This window comes from Cupriavidus yeoncheonensis (assembly GCF_905397275.1).
In the GTDB taxonomy this organism is placed as follows: domain Bacteria; phylum Pseudomonadota; class Gammaproteobacteria; order Burkholderiales; family Burkholderiaceae; genus Cupriavidus; species Cupriavidus yeoncheonensis.
The window spans coordinates 147,791-166,120 of sequence record NZ_CAJPUY010000004.1; the positions used below are offsets into that span (position 1 = coordinate 147,791).

Genomic DNA, 18,330 nt, shown 5'->3' on the forward strand with positions numbered 1-18,330 from the left:
TCCTCCAGTAGCTAGGTTGTCTCGCACTGCTTTGTCTTGCCCTGATTGCGGTACGCCGTCGGAGACAGCGAGAAGCGCTTGCGGAAAATCTTGGCGAGCCGGTCTCCGTTTCCCATCCCGCAGCGCCGCGCTATTTTGTCGACCGGCAGGTCCGTTTCCATCAGCAGCCGACAAATCATGTCCAGCCGTGCGCGAAGCAAGTACTCGGACGGCGTCACGCCCAGGGCCCACTTGAAGCGCCGCAGGTAGTTGCGCTCGCTCATGGCGGCAACACGCGCCGCGTCGGCCACCGAGATCGCCTCCGTGTAATGCTCCGCGATCCACCGTGCCGACGCGCGAATCTTTTCGTTGGCTTCGGACGATGCGATGTCGGGCGCGTCGCCAGCTTCCTCGGCATCCGCGCGCACCATCGGCATGTCCCGTTGCGGCGCGAGTTGCCTTGCAACTTCACGGGCCATGACGAAGCCAAGGTCCGACTCGATCTGTGCAAGCGCCATATCGACGGCCGAGGGCATGACGTCCGGAGCGGAGTCCACGCCTCCCCGGCACCAGAATACGGAAGGCGCGGCATGGTTGGTGCCGACAACGTTGTCCCTCTCGGCGATATTCAGCGGATGTGCCCGGGAGACGCGGGGCAGGATCGGCTCCCGTCCCGCGCGGGAGCGCTCCAGCACCATTGCGCTGACCTCGAGCATGGCGGTCATGAGCCGCGCATCGCGCTCAACGACCGGCTCGCGCTCGCTGCAGGCAATAAAGATCGCGTTGAAGCCTCGCTGACCCAGCGCGTCCAGGCTCTGCGTCCAGATCCGGATGGAAGAGGAGCACGCGACATTGCCGCCGCGGTAAGACAAGAGGGAGAGCTGGTAGACAGGTCGCCTGCGACGCAGGAGTTCGAGTTCGTTGGCCACGCGAAAGGCTTCCGCGATGATGCCGGCAGTCAGCAGCGAGCAGCCTTCAAACAGCAGCAAGCCGATGCGCTGAATTTCTCGTTGGCCGGCTACCGGTAGCGGACCGAGGGACCGGGCCGGCGGCGGCATATCGACAAGGTATTCCATGGCATCACTACCCCCTTGCGTCAAATCCACAAATCAAATCTGCTGCATTGCATCATAACGACAATTGGACGCGGTGCAAGGCTGACTGGCTGAAAGTTCCGCTATGTTGGCGGATCATTGCTTGCACTAGTTGGTTTTCTGCAAAAATGCGGCGTGCCAATCATGTGACGTATCAGATTTGAGCCACTTTCCCTAATTCCGGGATTTTAAATTCGGCAAATATAATGACTGAATGTCCCATAGAGTGGCCTCTGCACTGGGATTGTGCAAATCGTTACAGAAAGTAACGACTCGCCAGAATTATGGGCATTATTTCCAAATTACAAGAGTCGTCGTTGCCGTCCCATATATTTATGCATTTTCTTCCGTAGCTTCAGGTGGCTAACGCATTACTTTTTATAATCGAATTTCTGGTTAATCAGCCAATCACTCTGCGTTTTCCGCCAGTCGGCTTCTGAGGCTTTTCCACGCATCTATGCTTCGCTGCAACAAAGACGGTTTCTCCGTTTCCCAGCTTGCAACCGATGCCGGACAGGAGCAGATCATGCGCACAACGGACCCACTGGATGTAGTGGATGACACCGCCACCGATGCGCACGCCGGGCAGGACCGGGCATCGCCGACCGACCTGGGCATGCGGCTTTCGGCAGTGGTGCTTGCCGGGGGATCCGGCACCCGGCTGTGGCCCCTGTCGCGCAGGCACTTTCCCAAACAGCTGATCGACATCATCGGCCGCGATTCCCTGCTGCAAACCACTGCACGCCGCCTGGCCGGCCTCCATGGCAACGCCGGCGCCGACACCGCGCCGATCATCGTCTGCGGCGAAGCACACCGCTTCATGGCTGCGCAGCAACTGGCCGAGGCAGGGGTGGACGCGCGTATCGTCGTTGAGCCAGTCGGGCGCAATACGGCGCCGGCACTGACGCTCGCCGCGCTGCTGGCCTGCGAGCAGGGCAACGACAGCATCCTCGTCGCCATGCCCGCGGACCACGTGATTGCAGATGGCAAGGCGTTCCGCCTCGCCGTACTGCGCGCGGCACGCTTTGCAGAACGAGGGCCCATCGTCACACTCGGGGTGCCGCCTACGCGCGCCGACACGGGATTCGGCTATATCCGGCTCGGTGCGCCGCTCGAAGGCATGGCACGCCGGATCGACGCGTTCGTGGAGAAGCCCGCCGCCGAACTTGCGGCGCAGTACCTCGCGTCCGGCGAATACTGGTGGAACAGCGGCATCTTCGTGGTGCGCGCCAGCACCTGGCTGACCGCGCTGCAACGGCTTCAGCCGGCGATGCACGCAGCCTGCGTGAGCGCCTTCACGGCCGGCCGCAGCGACGGCGCGTTCTTTCATCCGCACGCGGCATCGTTCACCGAGGTGCTACCGGACTCGATCGACTATGCGGTGATGGAGCACCTGGCGCGCGCCGACGCGCCCGAAGGCGTTGTGGTCCCGCTGGAGGCGGGCTGGTCCGACCTCGGTTCTTGGGATGCCGTATGGGATGCCATCGACAAGGACGACGACGGCAATGCCGCGCGCGGCCGCGTGATGTTCGAGGGCGCCACCTCATGCTACGCCCATTCGGAGGGACGGCTGGTGGCCTGCGTGGGTACGGTCAATCTGATCGTGGTGGAAACCGCCGATGCCGTGCTGGTGGTGGACCGCTCGCGGGTCCAGGCGGTCAAGGGTCTGGTCGAGCGCATCGCGCGCCAGCATGGGCCGGAGGCAGAGACCCATCGAAAGGTTCAGCGGCCATGGGGCAGCTATGACTCGCTCGACCATGGCGAGCGCTTCCAGGTCAAGCGCATCGTGGTGCATCCCGGCGCCGCTCTCTCCTTGCAACTGCACCACCACCGCGCGGAGCACTGGACAGTGGTCCGCGGCACCGCGCGGGTCACGCGCGGCGACGAGCAGTTCCTGCTCAGCGAGAACGAATCCACCTACATCCCCATCGGCGTGACACACCGGCTCGAGAACCCCGGAAAGCTGCCGCTCGAGATCATCGAGGTGCAGTCCGGCGCGTATCTCGGCGAGGACGACATTGTCCGCATCGCCGACACCTACGGGCGCTGCGCCTAACGGCCGTCCGACAGCCGCAGCCAGCGGCAAGGGAAATCGACTGCAGTCCAACCTCTGACAGGGAGCGTCGTCATGTTCACAGTGAAATCACTCTTTGCAAGATCCGGCATCGTCCCCAGCCGCCTGACCGCGGCCTCTGCTGCCGCGCCGGGCATGGAGACTGCCTTGCCCGGCGCAATGGCGGCATTCGGAGCGCCCTCGCAGCCGTTGCCGGCCGGCGTGGACCTGCGATTTCCGTCACCGCTGGGACTGGGCGCCAAGCGGGCGTTCGATGTCGCTGCAGCGCTTGCGCTGTTGCTGCTGCTGTCGCCACTGCTGGCCGTGGTGGCAATGCTGGTGATGCGGGACGGCGGACCGTGCGTGTTCGGGCACACCCGCGTTGGCGTGGATGGCAGGAAGTTCAAGTGCCTGAAGTTTCGTTCGATGGTGCTCAACGCAGACGCCGTGCTGAAGGAATTGCTGGCGACCGACCCGGCGGCGCGTGCCGAATGGGAAAAGGATTTCAAGCTCAGGAACGATGTCCGGGTCACCTCGCTCGGGCGCTTCATCCGGCGCACCAGCATCGATGAATTGCCACAACTCTGGAATGTCGTGCGCGGCGACATGAGCCTTGTCGGTCCGCGCCCCGTCGTCGAGAAGGAACTCGAGCGGTATGGCGACGCTGCGGCGTATTACCTCCGCGTCCTTCCCGGCATTACTGGCCCCTGGCAGGTCAGTGGCCGCAATGAAACGGATTACGGGACGCGCGTCTCGCTAGACGTTGCCTACGTCAGGAACTGGTCGTTCCTGGGTGACATCGGAATCCTGTTCAAGACGATCGGGGTGGTACTGAATGGCCGCGGCGCGTACTGACCAACTGCGTGGCCGGATCCTGGCGGCGACGTTGCTGCCAGGCCTGGCGGCCCTCCTCGGCGCCTGCACGATGGCGCCCGGGATGTCGTTCCAGTCCCAGTCCGGTCCTCTGCCCGAGGCCGCACGCACGACGCAGCCGTCATCCGTGGGGACCGTACCCGAGCTGCCATCGATAAAAGGCGTGCAGTCGGTCACTCCCGACAACCTGGTCGAGATTACCGGCACCCTGATCGATGCACAGCAAGCCGCCCGGCCCCAGGGTGTGTCGCAGGAGGTTCGCGCGCTGTTCGACAAGCCGCGCGCCTATGTATTGGGGCCCGGCGACGTGCTGAGCATCGTGGTGTGGGGCCACCCGGAACTGAACATGCCGGCGCTGCAGGTCACTAGCGGCGTGGATACTGCCGGCTCCAACGCGGTGGTCACCGGCTATACCGTGGACGCTCGCGGCATGGTGCAGTTCGCTTTCGTCGGCATGGTCCCTGTAGCGGGCCTCACCGAGGCTGATGCGCGCGAGCTCCTCGCCAGGCGCCTGTCCGAGTACGTGCGCAATCCGCAGATCACCCTGCGCATCCAGGCATATCGCAGCAAGCGCGTCTATCTGGACGGCGCCGTGCAGAGCCCCGGCCTGCAGATCATCAATGATGTGCCAATGACCCTGCCCGAGGCGATCAATCGCGCCGGCGGCTTCACCGCGACAGCGGACCGTTCCTGGGTGGCCCTGACACGCGGCGACAAGACCGTACGCATCAATCTGCCAGACCTGATCGCCAAGGGCGGAAATCCATCCGACATCTTGCTGCGCGACGGCGACCTGGTACGTTTCTACGCCGCCACCGACAGCAAGGTTTTCGTACTAGGCGAAGTGGCACGGGCATCCACCCTGACGCTCAATAACGGCAAGCTGAGCCTGAACCAAGCGCTCGGCGATGCCGGTGGCGTCAGCCAGTACTCTGGCGACGCGCGACACGTGTATGTCGTGCGTGGGGACAATGGCAACAAGCCAGTGGTGTACCACCTCGACGCGAGTACGCCATCGTCGATGGCGTTGGCAGACGGCTTTTCGCTGCAGGCCAACGATGTGGTGTTCGTCGATGCGTCGGCGCTGGTTCGCTGGAGCCGCGTTGTCAACCTGCTGTTGCCCACCGCCCAGACTGCGACCGTCGGCCGGGCGCTTGTCCCGTGAAATCAGCGCCCATGCATGATCGATACCCACGCAGGAGTGCGGCATGAAGAGCTCTTACATCGCGAACCCGGTCTATGAACTGCCCGGTCGCGCACCGGCCCGAGCCCTGAACAATCTGACGACACTGTACGCCGGGAGGTGGCTGATCGCGGTCGCCACTTCCGTGTGCCTGCTCGCCGGAATCGCGTATGCATTGTTCACGCGCCCCGTCTACCGCTCCGACATCCTGATCCAGGTCGAACCCAGTTCCATCGGGACCCGGTCCACGTCCGATGACCCCAAGCTGACCTCCGAGATCAAGCCGGACACGACTTCGGAAATCCAGGTGCTGAACTCGCGCATGGTGGTATCACGCGCGGTCGAGAAGCTCAAGCTGTATATCGAGGCCAGTCCCCGCTATGTGCCGGTGATTGGATGGTGGCTCGCCGCGCGCACGGATGGCTTGTCGCATCCGCTTGGCGGCTACGTGTACGGTGCGGAACGCATCGACGTGCCCATGTTCGACGTGCCGGTTTCCCAGCAGGGCAAGACCTTCGTGCTGACGCTCGGCCATGAGGGTGCCTATGTGCTCACCCTGCCAGGCTCGTGGAACACGCCGTTGTTGACGCTTCACGGCAAGGTCGGTATGCCGCTACATGCCGAAACCCCGCATGGACCGGTCGACCTGCAGGTCCGCGCCGCCGACGGCGAGCCGGGCGCGAGCTTTTCGATCAGGCGCTATTCCGAGATCGCCACCACCGAATGGCTGCAACGGACCATGGCCATCGGCGAACGTGGCAAGCAATCGAGCATCATCGGCGTGGCGCTGGACAGCGTCGACCCGGTCCGCGCCAGCCAGATCCTGAATGAGGTGGGCAAGGAGTACGTCGAGCAGAACGTGCGACGCCGCTCGGAAGAGGCCGACAAATCCATTCGCTTCCTGGATGAGCAATTGCCACAGCTCAAGCGGCAGCTGGAGGAATCGGAAAGCCGCTACAACGCGTTTCGTGCGCAACAGGGCACCGTGGACACCAGCCAGGAGGCGCGCGCCCTGCTCCAGCAATCCGTGGAAGCCGAAACGCGCGTCGTCGACCTGCGGCAGAAGCGCCAGGAACTGTCCACCCGTTACACGGACAAGCATCCCGCCCTGCTGGCAATCGACGGCCAGTTGCAGGGGGCCATGGCAGAGCTCTCTGTCATCGAGGCGCGTACGCGCAGACTGCCCCTGATCGAGCAGAAGGTCCTGCAATTGCAGCGCAACATGCAGGTGGACACCGAGCTCTACACGAACCGCCTTAACGCCCGCCAGCAGCTTACCCTGGTGCGCGCCGGCAAGGTCGCCAATGTGCGACTGATCGACCCCGCGACGCCACCCGAGACGCCGATCATGCCTCGGCGCGGCGTCGCAGTGGGCGGTTCCCTGCTAACCGGTTTGCTGGCAGGCGTGGTCCTGGCCGTTCTCCGCCGCCGCGTGGCGGGTACCGTCCAGGACCGCGAGGAGATCGAGGCAGGGACGGGGCTGCCGGTGTATGCCACGGTACCGCGCAGCCGACTGACTTCCGATTACCGCCCTGCCTGGCCCCGCAGGCTCGCGGGCAGCGCAGACCGTACGTTGTTGCCCGATGCAGCGATCGAAAGCCTGCGCGGAGTCCGCACCACGCTGCACTTCGCCTTGAACGATGCGGCCAACCGTGTGGTGCTGATCACCGGCCCTACGGGCGGGGTCGGCAAGTCCTTCGTAGCCGCCAATCTCGCCACGCTGGCGGGCGCCTCGAAGCGACGGGTGCTGCTGATTGACGCCGACCTGCGCAATGGCGTGCTGCACAAGCGATTTCATGTGGACCGCGGCCCGGGACTGGCCGAGGTGATCGCAGGTACGAGCCGGTACGAGGACGCGCTTCGCCGCGATGTATCGCATGGCCTCGATTTCCTGGCCACCGGATGGCACATGTCCGGGCCAAGCGAACTGTTGCTGCAGCCGGAACTGGCCACACTTGTTCAACGCGTTGCCGGCCAGTACGACATGGTGGTGCTTGACGGACCGCCATTGCTGCCGGTGGCAGATGCGCTTGTGCTGGGACGCATGGCGGGCACTGTCTTCATCGTGGCGCGGCACCGGGTCACCACCGTGGAACAGATCGACGAAAGCGCGCGCCGGCTGGCTCAGGCCGACGTCGCCGTACAGGGCGTGATCTTTAACGACTTCACCGGCCAGTTGCACCGCTACAGCTATGCCTACGGCGCCGACGCGACTCGTCCTGGCACGCCTGGATGATCAGCGGAAATGAGCGGAAATCAGCAGAAAAAAGGCAGCTATGAAACACACCCATCACAAGCGCATCACGTTGGTCACCGTGACCTACGGCGCGCGCCTGCACTTTTGCACCGAACTGTTGCGGCGGGCGTTCGAGCACGAGGGCGTGGCGCACGCCGTGGTCGTCAGCAACAATTCCTCGTCCGACCTTAGCCGGCTCGAGGACGACTGGGGGGCGCGGGTTACCGTGATCCGGTTGCCGACCAACACCGGGTCGGCCAATGGCTATGCGGTAGGCATCGACGCAGCGCTCAGCCGCGACACAGACTACCTGTGGCTGATGGACGATGACAATGCCCCGTGCCCCGGCGCACTCGACGTCCTCTGCCATCAGCTGGATCGGCTGACGCGCGGATTTGGCCGCAACCGTGCGGCGGTGCTTGGCTTCCGCCCGGATCACCAGGCCGATATCGCGATGGGTGTGCCCGTGGCGCTGGCGATGCCGCCGCGCTCCAGCTACTTCGGCTTTCATGTGGCCCGCATTCCCTACAAGCTATGGCGCCGCACGCCGTGGGGCCGCCCGAAGCCGGCGGACATGCCGGAAGTCCTGCCGTTGCCGTTTGCGCCATATGGCGGCCTCCTCGGGCACCGCGATCTCTACCTCGATCTCGGCTTTCCGGAACGGCAGCTCGTGCTGTATGCGGACGACATCGAATACACATGGCGCCTGACCGCGCGCGGCGGCCGCATTGCGCTGGTAACCGGCGCCCGCCTGGAAGACCTGGAGGGATCGTGGAACGTCAAGCGAAACTGGAAGAATCACTTCGAGTGCCTGCTGTTGAGCCGGTCGGACTTCCGCGCCTACTACAGCAGCCGCAACCAGGCATGGTTCGACAAGCACTACTGGTCGACCTCCGGCCTGACATACCGCTTGAACCGCCTCGTCTTCCTCGCCCTGCTGCGGATTTACGGCAGGCGTCATGGCGCTGCTGCCAGGCTCGCTCTGCTGGAACGCGCGATCGCCGACGGCGAGGCATGCCGCCTCGGCTTGCACGCCGACTATTCCCTGTAGCCAACCTCCACCGCAGAGGCCGTCATGCCGACCCACTCCGCCCCCGCCCTCCTGACGATCGTCATCTGCAACTACAACTACGCGCCGTACCTGGGGGGAGCCATTGACTCCGCGCTACGCCAGACGGCGCCAGGGGTCAGGGTAATGGTGATCGACGACGGCTCCAGCGATGGTTCGCGCGACATCATCCTGGGCTATGGCGACAGGATAGAAGCCGTGTTCCAGCCAAACGGCGGGCAGGTCTCGGCCTACAATCACGCGCTGCGTCGGCTCGGCACGCCCTGCGTGATCTTCCTTGACGCCGACGACCAGTTGCAGCCGGACGCCGCCGAGGCGGTGCTGGCCGCCTTCGCAGCCGGCGACTATGTCAAGATTCAGTTCCGACTGGAGGTAATGACCGCTGACGGGACCCTCACCGGGGTGCAGGTTCCGCAATCCAGCGACGTGACAGACTGCGGCATGCGGCTGCGGGACGGATGGCTGTACCCGTCACCGCCCGGGTCGGGAAACGCCTATCGCGTGGATGCACTCCGGCGCATCTTTCCTGTCCCGGTCACCGCAGACAACATACACGGTGCCGACTTCTACGCCATCTATGGCATTGCGCTGGTCGGCGGTGTTGGCTCGCTCGATCGTCCACTCGGCCGCTATCGCGTGCATCGGCATACCACCGCGCAAACAGGCCGTTCGGACAGCGCCAGCCTGTCGCTCGCCAATGCCGAAGATGCACTGGCGGGAGCCAGGCAGTCTGCCCGGCGCTGGGCCATCCTGCGTGGGCTGGCCTGGGAACGGCTTGGCATCGTCCTGCCTGCCGAATTTCTGGATTTTTCCGCGGAGAAGGCCCACTTTGCCACCCTTCTCCATGGCGCGCCGTTGACTCGGCGATGGCACTGGTTCCGTCATGAGTCCAGCCGCTACTTTCATACGATTGCCGCCAATCCTTTCTGGAGCGCACGCAAGAAGCTTGCCGTATGGTGCCTGACCGCGCTTTGCCTGGTGCCGGTGGCATCCATCAGCAATCGGGCGGTCCGCTATATCGCCAATCCCCTCGCCCGTGCGGGGTATTGAACCGTATCGGAAATGGCCACCGTGTCCGCCCCCGCAACCGTCTCCATCAACGGCCGCTTCCTGGGCAGGCGCGCGACCGGCGTCGACCGCTTTGCCTACGAAGTCGTGCGCGGCATCGACCAGCTCGTTGCGGACCACGACCCCATCACTGCCGGGCTGTCATTCGAGATTCTGGTTCCGGCATCCGTCAAGGTGGATCCACAGCAGTTCCCGCACTTGCGGATCCGGACGGTCCATGGCGGCACGGGCCAATACTGGGAGCAGGTCAGCCTGGCGCTCGCTGCCCGCGGCACGCTGCTGCTGAACCTCTGCAACGCGGCGCCGTTGCTGTTTCCGAACCAGGTCACAGTCATGCATGACGCCGCGCCAGTACGGATTCCGCAAGCCTATACGCGCGCGTTCCGCGCCTGGTACCGCATGATGGCGCCGTGGGTCGGACGCATCGCGCGGCGCGTGCTCACTGTGTCGGAGTTCTCACGCCGCGAACTCTCCCAGGCCTATCGCATTCCCGACCGCAAGATCGGCGTGCTGCCAATGAGCGGTGACCACATGCTGCGCCTGCCGCAAGCCCCCGACGTTCGCAGAAAGTTCCGGCTATCGGGCCGGCCCTACGTCCTGGCTGTCAGTAGTACCAGCCACCACAAGAACTTCAGGCTCATCGTAGAGGCCATCGAGCTGCTCAAGACGGCGGAATACGAAGTGGTCATCGTGGGGGCCACGTTGCCCGTGTTCCAGTCGGTGCAGCAGGTAGCGCCAGATTTCGTCAAACGCGTGGGCTATGTCGATGACGAAGACCTCACGGCATTGTTCCGCCATGCTGCCTGCTTTGTGTTCCCGTCGCTCTATGAAGGCTATGGCTTGCCCCCCGTGGAAGCCATGACGCTTGGCTGTCCGGTCCTTGCGTCCAACCTGCCTTCGGTACGCGAGGCCTGCGGCAACGCCGCGCTCTATTTCCGCCCGACCAGCGCTCTCGAACTTGGCGAGCTGCTGACGCACGTCATGCGTGACAGCACCTTGCGCGACAGATTGCGCACGCAAGGTTATGCCCACGTGGAACGGAATTCCTGGCGCACCACTGCCGCCAGGCTAATCAGCGAGATCACTCCATGGCTCCCACGGCGATGAATCCTCCCCCCTTGCGCACCGCAGACGAGTTCGGCAGGGTCGCGGTGGTACACGAGTGGCTGACTACCTACGCCGGCTCTGAACGCGTCCTCGAACAGATTCTGAAGATCTGGCCTGATGCCGACCTGTTCAGCGTGGTTGACTTTTTTCCGGACGCAGAGCGAGCCGTCCTGCAAGGCAAGCATGCCAGGACATCCTTCATCCAGCACCTGCCGCGCGCCCGGCAGTCGTTCCGCGCCTATCTGCCCTTGATGCCGCTGGCGGTGGAGCAGTTCGACCTGTCAGGCTACGACCTGGTGGTCTCGTCCAGCCATGCCGTGGCCAAGGGCGTGATCACCGGCCCCGGCCAGCTGCATGTCAGCTATGTGCACTCACCTATCCGCTACGCATGGGACCTGCAACATCAATATCTGGAAGAATCCCGCCTGACCCGTGGCCTCAAGAGCTGGCTGGCCCGCGCCATCCTGCATTACATGCGGATCTGGGACCACCGGACCGCACCCGGTGTCGACCTGTTCGTGGCCAACTCCGCCTACGTCGCGCGTCGCATCCGCAAGGTCTACGGCTGCGATGCCTCGGTGATCTACCCGCCAGTAGATATTGAACGGTTCAGCCTGGGCGATCGCCGCGAAGATTTCTTCCTCACCGCATCGCGCCTGGTGCCGTACAAGAAGGTCGGGCTGATCGTCGAAGCCTTTGCTGCCATGCCGGACAAACGTCTGGTTGTCATCGGCGCCGGTCCGGATCTCGCACGCATCCGGGACATGGCGCCCTCCAACGTCGAGCTGCTCGGCTATCAGTCGACGGACGTGCTGATCGACTATATGCAACGCGCGCGTGCCTTTGTCTTTGCAGCGGAAGAAGATTTCGGCATTGTGGCCCTGGAAGCCCAGGCGTGCGGGACACCGGTGATCGCCCTGGGACGGGGCGGCGCCCGCGAGACGGTCATCGACAGCCTGGACCGTAATATCCGTACCGGCGTCTTCTTTCCGCGCCAGACCGTGGAAGACATCGTGCGCGCCGTGTGCCGATTCGAGGACAACGGGCCATTCAACCCTGCCGCATGCCGGCGCAATGCTCTCCGGTTCTCACCCGAGCGTTTCCGGCGGGAGCTTCTCGCCATGGTGCGCAGCGCGATGGCGCAGGCATCGACCACGCCGCTCGCAGGGATTGGCCATTCGGCTGACATCCAGTGCGACGTGGCAGCGTTGCCGGTGCCGGTGATCGCCGACACGCTCGAATCGCTGCCGCGCTGACGGAGCCGATACGATGCCCAACGCGCCCGATCACCATGAAGGCTATTGGTGGGAAGACCCCGCCAGGCTACTGCTGTACTTCATCCTGCCGCTATACATGCTGATTGCACTGGACCTGCTTGGCGAACAGAAGGCCATCGAGCGAGTCTACTTCACCAGCTTCCATGCACTGGCCGGGGCCCTCTTTCTCGGTGTACTCACCGTCGCGGCATACGCCGAACGTATCCTCGTGCCGCAGGCCCGCCACGCCCCTCCGGAAATTCCGGTGCGAGTCCTTGACGCCATGTTCGGGCTCGCACTGGCCGGTTACCTGGTCATGATGGGTGGCGTGATCGCCCAACCTGCCATCCTCCTCTCCTTCCTGAACGGCGGGGCAAACACCTACGACGTCCTTGAGCTGAAGGGCCGCATTGCCGGCATCAGCACGCTCACGCAAGCCACCGTGGCATATGTCCCGCTGTACTTCTATGTCTTCCGCAGGCCCGTGCGCGGCTTCAATCGTTACAAGGCCTACATGGTCGTGCTGGGCGTGCTGACACTGTTGCGCAGCTTCATCTTCGCCGAGCGGCTCGCGCTGGTAGAGGCACTCCTTCCCTGGGCCCTGATGGCTGCCCGCTTCAGCAATCTCCCAAGGCACTCGGTGTTGCTCACGCTGGGACCCTTCGCCGCGATCGTGCCGATGATCGGCTTCTTCATCGCGAACGAATACAACCGTTCCTGGGAAACCTACTACGTCAATATCTACGACAACATCTTCGACTTCGCCCTTGAGCGGCTGGCGATGTATTACTCGACAGCGCTGAACAACGGCGCTGGCCTGCTGACGATTATGGGCTGGGGAACTGGCGAGCCAACCTTTACATTCGACTGGCTCATCAGATTCCCCGTACTCGGGGAGTTCTTTCGGCCGCTAGTGGGTGGCGGCGACGGCTACGGGCGGTTTCTGAATAACTTTGGCGATCCCGAGTTCAACAATCCGTCCGGCATCTTCGTGCACTTCTACGAGTGGGGATGGTTCGCACTACTGCTGGCGGCGCTCATGGGCTGGATGCTGGCACGCAGCTACGCCGGCTGGAGAGCGGGCGATGGCTTCTGGTGTTGCGCCCATGCCGTGCTGCTGGTGTCGCTGATGGAGATCCTGCGCGTGCCGAACCTGTTCAGCGGGCGGAACTTCGTGCCGCTCGCGCTGCTGTGGCTGGTCTTCCAATGCTTTGGCCAGCCGGCCCGACACCGGATCTCGCCCAAGGTGCCCCCGCACCATGCCAGGCGCACCGCCACGCTACCGCGCCAACCATGACGTCTCCGACAAACCCATGCCCCCATCGATCCGCGCGACCGCTGCATACCTTCTCCTCATCCAGGCAGGCAACTACCTGTTCCCGCTACTGCTTTTACCGTTTCTGGGCCGAGTGCTTGGCGTCAGGGAGTTTGGCGTCCTGGCCTACTGTCAGGCGCTGGCGCAATACCTGATTCTGCTGACCGACTATGGCCACAATCTCACGGCGACCCGCCTGGTGTCCCTGCAACGCGACGATCCGCAAGCGGTAGCCGAGGTGTACTCAGCCACCATGGGCGCCAAACTGCTGTTGATCCTTGTGTCGGCGCTGCTCATGCTGGGCGCGGTGGGCATGGTGCCAAGCTTGCGGGAGCACTGGGGGATCCTGGCCGCAGCGTTCGTCGGCGTCGTCGCCAGCGCGATCACTCCGTTCTGGCTGTATCAGGGGCAGGAGCGCATGAAGTCGCTCGTGCTGCCAAATTTCATCTCCAAGGCGGTCAGTCTTTCATGCGTCCTCGCGTGGGTTCGGGGGCCCGGCGACGCGGCGCTGGCGGCGCTGGGGATCAGCATCGGCACTGTCATCCTGGCCGCTGCAGCGCTATCGGGGGTGCACCGGCAGCGTCTTGCCACGCTGGTCGCCGTGCCAGTGCGCGCGATCGTGGCGTCCTTGCGCGAGGGGTATCCAGTATTCCTTTCCCTTGTGCTGGTCAGCTTCTACGTGAACTTCAACGCAATCCTGCTCAATTATTTCCACGGCCCGGTCGCGGTCGGGCAATTCTCCATGGCGGACAAGATCCGCATTGCGGGCCAGACCGTCTTTACCGTCATCGGTACCGCGTTCTTCCCGCGTATCAGCCAGTACAACGCCACAGATGCTGCCGCAGCGCAGGCGCTGATGCGCAAGGCCATGCTGGCGGTGTTCGGCAGCTCGGTGGCGATGTTCATCGCGATCGAGGTGTTCGCGGATCTTGGCATCCGGATGTGGCTGGGCGAACCGTTCCACGCCGCGATCTTCTTGCTGCGGCTGGAGGGCGTGTTGCTGCCGCTTACCAGCATTGCCTTTGTGTTCGGCAACCTTGGCTTGCTCGCGTTGGGGCGCCACCGCCTGGTGCAGAACATCTACGCGGCGGTGACGTTGCTCCATCTCGTTTATGTGGTCCCATTTGTGTTGTACCTGGGCGCCGAAGGGACGGTGATTTCCGTCATCCTGACTGAAGCGTTCGGAGCCGCGGCCTTCGCGGTCTGCTATCGCCGCGAAACAGCTTCCAGCGTGTCGATCCTGAAGATACATGAAAGACCATCCACGACGGAGATCCAGGCATGACCCGAAAAGGCATCCTTCTGGCCGGTGGATCCGGCACCCGACTGTACCCGGTCACGCAGAGCGTTTCCAAGCAACTGCTGCCGGTCTACGACAAGCCGATGATCTACTACCCGCTGTCAACGTTGATGACTGCCGGCATTCGCGACGTACTGGTCATTTCCACCCCGCAGGACACCCCTCGCTTTGCCGGCATGCTCGGTGACGGCCGCCAGTGGGGCCTCGACATCCGGTACGCGGAACAGCCTTCGCCCGATGGGCTGGCGCAGGCATTTATCATCGGGCGTGAGTTTGTCGGCCGTAATCCATCGGCGCTGATCCTCGGCGACAACATTTTCTATGGGCACGATCTCGCCAGACAACTGACCCGCACGAGCCGACGCGAGGAAGGCGCCACGGTATTTGCCTATCACGTCCACGATCCCGAGCGGTATGGCGTGGTCGAATTCGACGAAGACTTCCGCGCATTGTCGATCGAGGAAAAGCCCGCTTCGCCACGGTCCAGCTATGCGGTGACCGGTCTGTACTTTTACGACCATGAGGTGTGCGACATTGCGGCAGATATCCGGCCATCTGCCCGCGGCGAACTGGAGATTACCGACATCAATTCGCGCTACCTCGCAGCCGGCAAGCTAAGGGTCGACATCATGGGCCGCGGCTATGCCTGGCTCGACACCGGCACGCATGATTCGCTCATCGAGGCGGCGCTGCTGGTCTCCACGCTGCAGAAGCGCCAGGGGCTGATGGTGGCATGCCCGGAAGAAATCGCGTACCGTCATCGCTGGATCGATGCAGAGCAGTTGAGTCGGCTCGCCTCCCCGCTCGTGAAAAGCCACTATGGCAGATACTTGCTGCGACTGTTGGCGGAAACGCCGCGGGTCAGGTGACCATCATGCGCAGATCGCGCCAGCCGGGGGCGAAGCGCTGTGCGTGGGCTCCCCTCAACCCGAGCGTGCCGGGCGCGCTGGCATCGAGGCCTGCAGGCCTTGGCGCAGGGAGGTACGCACCGGCGGCAGGCGGCCCGCGTCCGCGCCGGAAACCGGGATGGTGCCCCCGCTGGAACATCCTGGTGGGGCTACGAGGCTCACACCATCGAGTGTATTGGCGTCGCAGATAAACTGCGTCGCCGTACAGTTTCGGTACTGCAGCGACAGGGCGAGGCCACCGATCGCAGCAAAGCGGTTACCTGAGACGCGGACGCCGCAGACATTGTTCATGGCCCGGAATCCGTCGAAGCTCGCGCGCGTCACCTGGTTTCCCGTCACCAGTACCTGCGCCACTGTTCCGCTGCCCGTGTTGATGTCGATCGCCGCATGGCCTGCGGCGGGACGGTCGTTCCCAGGTTGTGTCGCGTTCTGGTCGTCGGAGATGATATTGTTCGCGACCAGGACATTGGCCACGCTGGCCGTACGGTAGCCATCCTCCTGCGCCACCAGCACCGCCGCAGCCTTCTGCACACCTTCAATCCGGTTGCCGGCGACCGTCACGTCGGCACCGCCAACGATAGCAACGCCCCTGCCCCATGCGTTGCCTGCCAGATAGTTTCCCGATACGTAGATGTTCTGGCTGAGTACACCGTCCCGCTGGTAGCTGACGATCCCCACCATGTCGTCGCCGGTGGCGGTGACCGCGTTGTCCTGCACGAGCACGTCGCGTGAACCGCCTGTGATGTGGATGCCATCGGCCAGCGTGCCATGGACCTTGTTGCCGACCAGCGCAATGCTGCTGCCGCGCGAGACAAAGATGCCGACACTCGCACCGCCGTTGATCTTGACATCGAGCACCTGGATGCCCTGTCCGTCCACCGCGACCTTGGTCGACGTGGCCGACTCGAGCCGCTGCGTGCCGATGCCCGTCAGCGTCACGCCGACCAGCGTCGAGTTCGCGCCAGTCATCATGATGGCCTGCTCATCGGGGTTCGTGGCGACCAGCGTCGCGCCATAGCCCGATACCACAACCTGCTCGCCGCGCACTGCAAGCACGTGGCCCACCACATAGGTGCCCGGCGCCAGCACCAGGCGCTGTCCCGCCTGCAGGTTGTCGAGCGCCGCCTGCAGGCTATCGGCCTGGTCTGCGCCGCCGGGTGCAGGCTGCACCGATACATCGGCCGTCGCGCCTACCGCGGCGAACGCGCGGACCGCAGTTCGCGGACTACCGGTCAATACGGCGACAGCACCCGCGGCCAGACCTGCCAGCATGGTGCCTGCGACGCAGGCTCTGCGTAGGGATGGCATCACGATGGCCTGCCTGGCTCAGCATCGATCACTGCCTTCAACGGGTTGCCGGTATGTTTCATAGCTGCCGCCTCCATCCATTGCTGGTCGATTTACCGCTTGCATCATAGCTTCGAACGCTGACAGGAGCGGCCGCTTGTCCGATAGTTCCAGAGCTTGGCGGATATTGACGGACGTCGCGCGCATGCGCGGGGTGAAAAAGTCTGCCGAAAGTCGCGTCCGCAGCAACGGCTGCCGTATCGGTGCGATACATCTGCGCCACTGGCCGCCCTGCCTATTCCGCCAATCCCTCGGCGCTATCGGACAAGCGTCAATTTATGACCTGACTGCGGTCTATGCTGCTGGAAGCTGTCGGGGTCGTTCCGGCAACCGAAGCCGGCTGGATGAAAGAGGGGGCATATGAGGCTCGCACGCGTCGCTGGGGGAAGAAAGGACGAAAACAATTTCAACCTGATGCGAATCACAGCCGCGCTCGCTGTGCTTGTCACCCACAGTTACTCCCTGGCCTCCGGCGAGGTCAATGACGAGCCCTTGCGCAGGCTGATCGGGATGACCCCCGGAACGATTGCCGTCGACGTGTTTTTCGTCACCAGCGGCTTCCTCGTGACCAAAAGCCTGCTGACGCGCGGGAGCGTGCTCGAGTTCTTGTGGGCGCGCTTCCTGCGGATCTATCCGGCGCTGCTTGTCATGGTTGCGCTGGTGGTATTCGGTCTGGGCATGGCGTTCACGACGTGGCCGGCCTCCACATACCTCATCGATCCAGGAACGCGCCAGTTCTTGCTGAAGACGACCACGCTGGTCGCCGGCGCAGTCTATCCCTTGCCCGGTGTATTCGCGAGCAATCCGTATCCCGATACGGTGAATGGCTCGTTGTGGACCATGATGTACGAGATCCGCATGTACTTCGCACTGGCCGCGCTATGGGTCATCTCGATGGTGGCATGGCACGCTCACCAGCGCGTGTTCCGTGCGGCGGTGCTGGTGGTCACGGCGGCCTCGTTCCTGTATTGCGTCTTCGCAATCCTCGGCGGCTCCGCAATGCAGAAGACAGCTTTGCCGCTGATGTTCTTCGCGGGCGCCAGCCTGTTCATCCTAAGCGCGCACGTGGAACTGTCCGCACCCATCGCGGGGCTGCTGCTCGCCGCCGTCATCGGCTGCGCCTTCGTGCCGAATCACCATGTATTCGCGCTGATGTACCTGTTGGCAATGCCATACCTGGTGCTTATTGCAGCGTTTGTACCGTCACCTGTCCTGTTCCGCTACAACCGCCTTGGCGACTTTTCGTATGGCATCTATATCTACGCCTTCCCGGTCCAGCAGTCGATCGTCGCCCTCTTTCCAGGCATCCCAGTCATGGGGTTGCTCCTGTCGTCCGGTGTCGTGACGCTGGCGCTTGCAGTGCTGTCGTGGCATCTGGTTGAGAGTCGTGCGCTCAAGCTCAAGGCCCCTCTGGTCGGGGCGACTATGCGCGCGCTGGGGCAGACGTCTTGATGGGCCGCGGAGCCCGGAAGCCACATGAAAGCTACAGTCGGGTTCCATACGAGTGCCAACGTCCCGGCCAAGCGTCGTCGCCGCGAGCGC

General features: G+C 63.7%; 13 protein-coding genes and 1 pseudogene. 12 read left to right on the forward strand and 2 right to left on the reverse strand.

Going from position 1 to position 18,330, the window contains the following annotated elements:
* Window positions 1-11 precede the first annotated feature (11 nt).
* Entirely contained in the window at window positions 12-1,055 is a 1,044-nt protein-coding gene (locus tag KHO22_RS06885; protein WP_211946367.1) for a GlxA family transcriptional regulator, read from the reverse strand.
* Window positions 1,056-1,599: 544 nt separating this feature from the next.
* Between KHO22_RS06885 and KHO22_RS06890 the strand changes: the two genes are divergently transcribed.
* The 11 genes and pseudogenes from KHO22_RS06890 to rfbA all read left to right on the forward strand — a co-directional run bounded on the left by KHO22_RS06890 (window position 1,600) and on the right by rfbA (window position 15,402).
* Window positions 1,600-3,129: a mannose-1-phosphate guanylyltransferase/mannose-6-phosphate isomerase gene (locus tag KHO22_RS06890; protein WP_420839582.1), complete on the forward strand. Its 1,530-nt coding sequence runs from the start codon at window positions 1,600-1,602 to the stop codon at window positions 3,127-3,129.
* Window positions 3,130-3,387: 258 nt separating this feature from the next.
* A pseudogene (locus tag KHO22_RS06895) lies at window positions 3,388-3,981 on the forward strand (sugar transferase); the annotation flags it as partial.
* Window positions 3,962-5,164: a polysaccharide biosynthesis/export family protein gene (locus tag KHO22_RS06900; protein WP_211946369.1), complete on the forward strand. Its 1,203-nt coding sequence runs from the start codon at window positions 3,962-3,964 to the stop codon at window positions 5,162-5,164. The pseudogene KHO22_RS06895 and the gene KHO22_RS06900, both read left to right, overlap by 20 nt.
* Window positions 5,165-5,207: 43 nt before the next feature.
* Entirely contained in the window at window positions 5,208-7,418 is a 2,211-nt protein-coding gene (locus tag KHO22_RS06905) for a GNVR domain-containing protein (protein WP_211946370.1), read from the forward strand.
* Window positions 7,419-7,458: 40 nt separating this feature from the next.
* Window positions 7,459-8,469, forward strand: coding sequence for a glycosyltransferase (locus KHO22_RS06910; RefSeq protein ID WP_211946371.1), 1,011 nt, complete (start codon window positions 7,459-7,461; stop codon window positions 8,467-8,469).
* Between the two features lie 24 nt (window positions 8,470-8,493).
* On the forward strand, window positions 8,494-9,537 hold the full coding sequence (locus KHO22_RS06915) for a glycosyltransferase family 2 protein (RefSeq protein WP_211946372.1): 1,044 nt from the start codon (window positions 8,494-8,496) through the stop codon (window positions 9,535-9,537).
* A gap of 12 nt (window positions 9,538-9,549) precedes the next feature.
* Window positions 9,550-10,662, forward strand: coding sequence for a glycosyltransferase family 4 protein (locus KHO22_RS06920; RefSeq protein WP_230426759.1), 1,113 nt, complete (start codon window positions 9,550-9,552; stop codon window positions 10,660-10,662).
* Window positions 10,644-11,918, forward strand: a complete 1,275-nt coding sequence (locus tag KHO22_RS06925) for a glycosyltransferase family 4 protein (RefSeq protein WP_211946374.1) — start codon at window positions 10,644-10,646, stop codon at window positions 11,916-11,918. The genes KHO22_RS06920 and KHO22_RS06925 overlap by 19 nt, the downstream gene beginning before the upstream one ends.
* A 13-nt stretch (window positions 11,919-11,931) precedes the next feature.
* Entirely contained in the window at window positions 11,932-13,215 is a 1,284-nt protein-coding gene (locus tag KHO22_RS06930) for an oligosaccharide repeat unit polymerase (protein ID WP_211946375.1), read from the forward strand.
* A gap of 16 nt (window positions 13,216-13,231) precedes the next feature.
* Window positions 13,232-14,518: an oligosaccharide flippase family protein gene (locus KHO22_RS06935; protein WP_211946376.1), complete on the forward strand. Its 1,287-nt coding sequence runs from the start codon at window positions 13,232-13,234 to the stop codon at window positions 14,516-14,518.
* A complete protein-coding gene (gene rfbA, locus KHO22_RS06940; protein WP_211946377.1) occupies window positions 14,515-15,402 on the forward strand; it encodes a glucose-1-phosphate thymidylyltransferase RfbA in 888 nt (295 codons plus the stop codon). The genes KHO22_RS06935 and rfbA overlap by 4 nt, the downstream gene beginning before the upstream one ends.
* 54 nt (window positions 15,403-15,456) lie before the next feature.
* Here rfbA and KHO22_RS06945 read toward each other — a convergent pair whose 3' ends face one another.
* On the reverse strand, window positions 15,457-16,713 hold the full coding sequence (locus KHO22_RS06945) for a right-handed parallel beta-helix repeat-containing protein (RefSeq protein WP_230426760.1): 1,257 nt from the start codon (window positions 16,711-16,713) through the stop codon (window positions 15,457-15,459).
* Between the two features lie 435 nt (window positions 16,714-17,148).
* Between KHO22_RS06945 and KHO22_RS06950 the strand changes: the two genes are divergently transcribed.
* Window positions 17,149-18,240 (forward strand): acyltransferase family protein, encoded by a 1,092-nt coding sequence (locus KHO22_RS06950; protein WP_211946378.1) that lies wholly within the window; start codon window positions 17,149-17,151, stop codon window positions 18,238-18,240.
* Window positions 18,241-18,330: the final 90 nt, after the last annotated feature.

Bases quoted from the DNA above. Each gene is read 5' to 3' on its own strand.
- KHO22_RS06885 (WP_211946367.1), bottom strand. From the start codon at position 1,055: ATGGAATACCTTGTCGATATGCCGCCGCCGGCCCGGTCCCTCGGTCCG.
- KHO22_RS06890 (WP_420839582.1), top strand. From the start codon at position 1,600: ATGCGCACAACGGACCCACTGGATGTAGTGGATGACACCGCCACCGAT.
- KHO22_RS06900 (WP_211946369.1), top strand. From the start codon at position 3,962: ATGGCCGCGGCGCGTACTGACCAACTGCGTGGCCGGATCCTGGCGGCG.
- KHO22_RS06905 (WP_211946370.1), top strand. From the start codon at position 5,208: ATGAAGAGCTCTTACATCGCGAACCCGGTCTATGAACTGCCCGGTCGC.
- KHO22_RS06910 (WP_211946371.1), top strand. From the start codon at position 7,459: ATGAAACACACCCATCACAAGCGCATCACGTTGGTCACCGTGACCTAC.
- KHO22_RS06915 (WP_211946372.1), top strand. From the start codon at position 8,494: ATGCCGACCCACTCCGCCCCCGCCCTCCTGACGATCGTCATCTGCAAC.
- KHO22_RS06920 (WP_230426759.1), top strand. From the start codon at position 9,550: ATGGCCACCGTGTCCGCCCCCGCAACCGTCTCCATCAACGGCCGCTTC.
- KHO22_RS06925 (WP_211946374.1), top strand. From the start codon at position 10,644: ATGGCTCCCACGGCGATGAATCCTCCCCCCTTGCGCACCGCAGACGAG.
- KHO22_RS06930 (WP_211946375.1), top strand. From the start codon at position 11,932: ATGCCCAACGCGCCCGATCACCATGAAGGCTATTGGTGGGAAGACCCC.
- KHO22_RS06935 (WP_211946376.1), top strand. From the start codon at position 13,232: ATGCCCCCATCGATCCGCGCGACCGCTGCATACCTTCTCCTCATCCAG.
- rfbA (WP_211946377.1), top strand. From the start codon at position 14,515: ATGACCCGAAAAGGCATCCTTCTGGCCGGTGGATCCGGCACCCGACTG.
- KHO22_RS06945 (WP_230426760.1), bottom strand. From the start codon at position 16,713: ATGCTGGCAGGTCTGGCCGCGGGTGCTGTCGCCGTATTGACCGGTAGT.
- KHO22_RS06950 (WP_211946378.1), top strand. From the start codon at position 17,149: ATGAGGCTCGCACGCGTCGCTGGGGGAAGAAAGGACGAAAACAATTTC.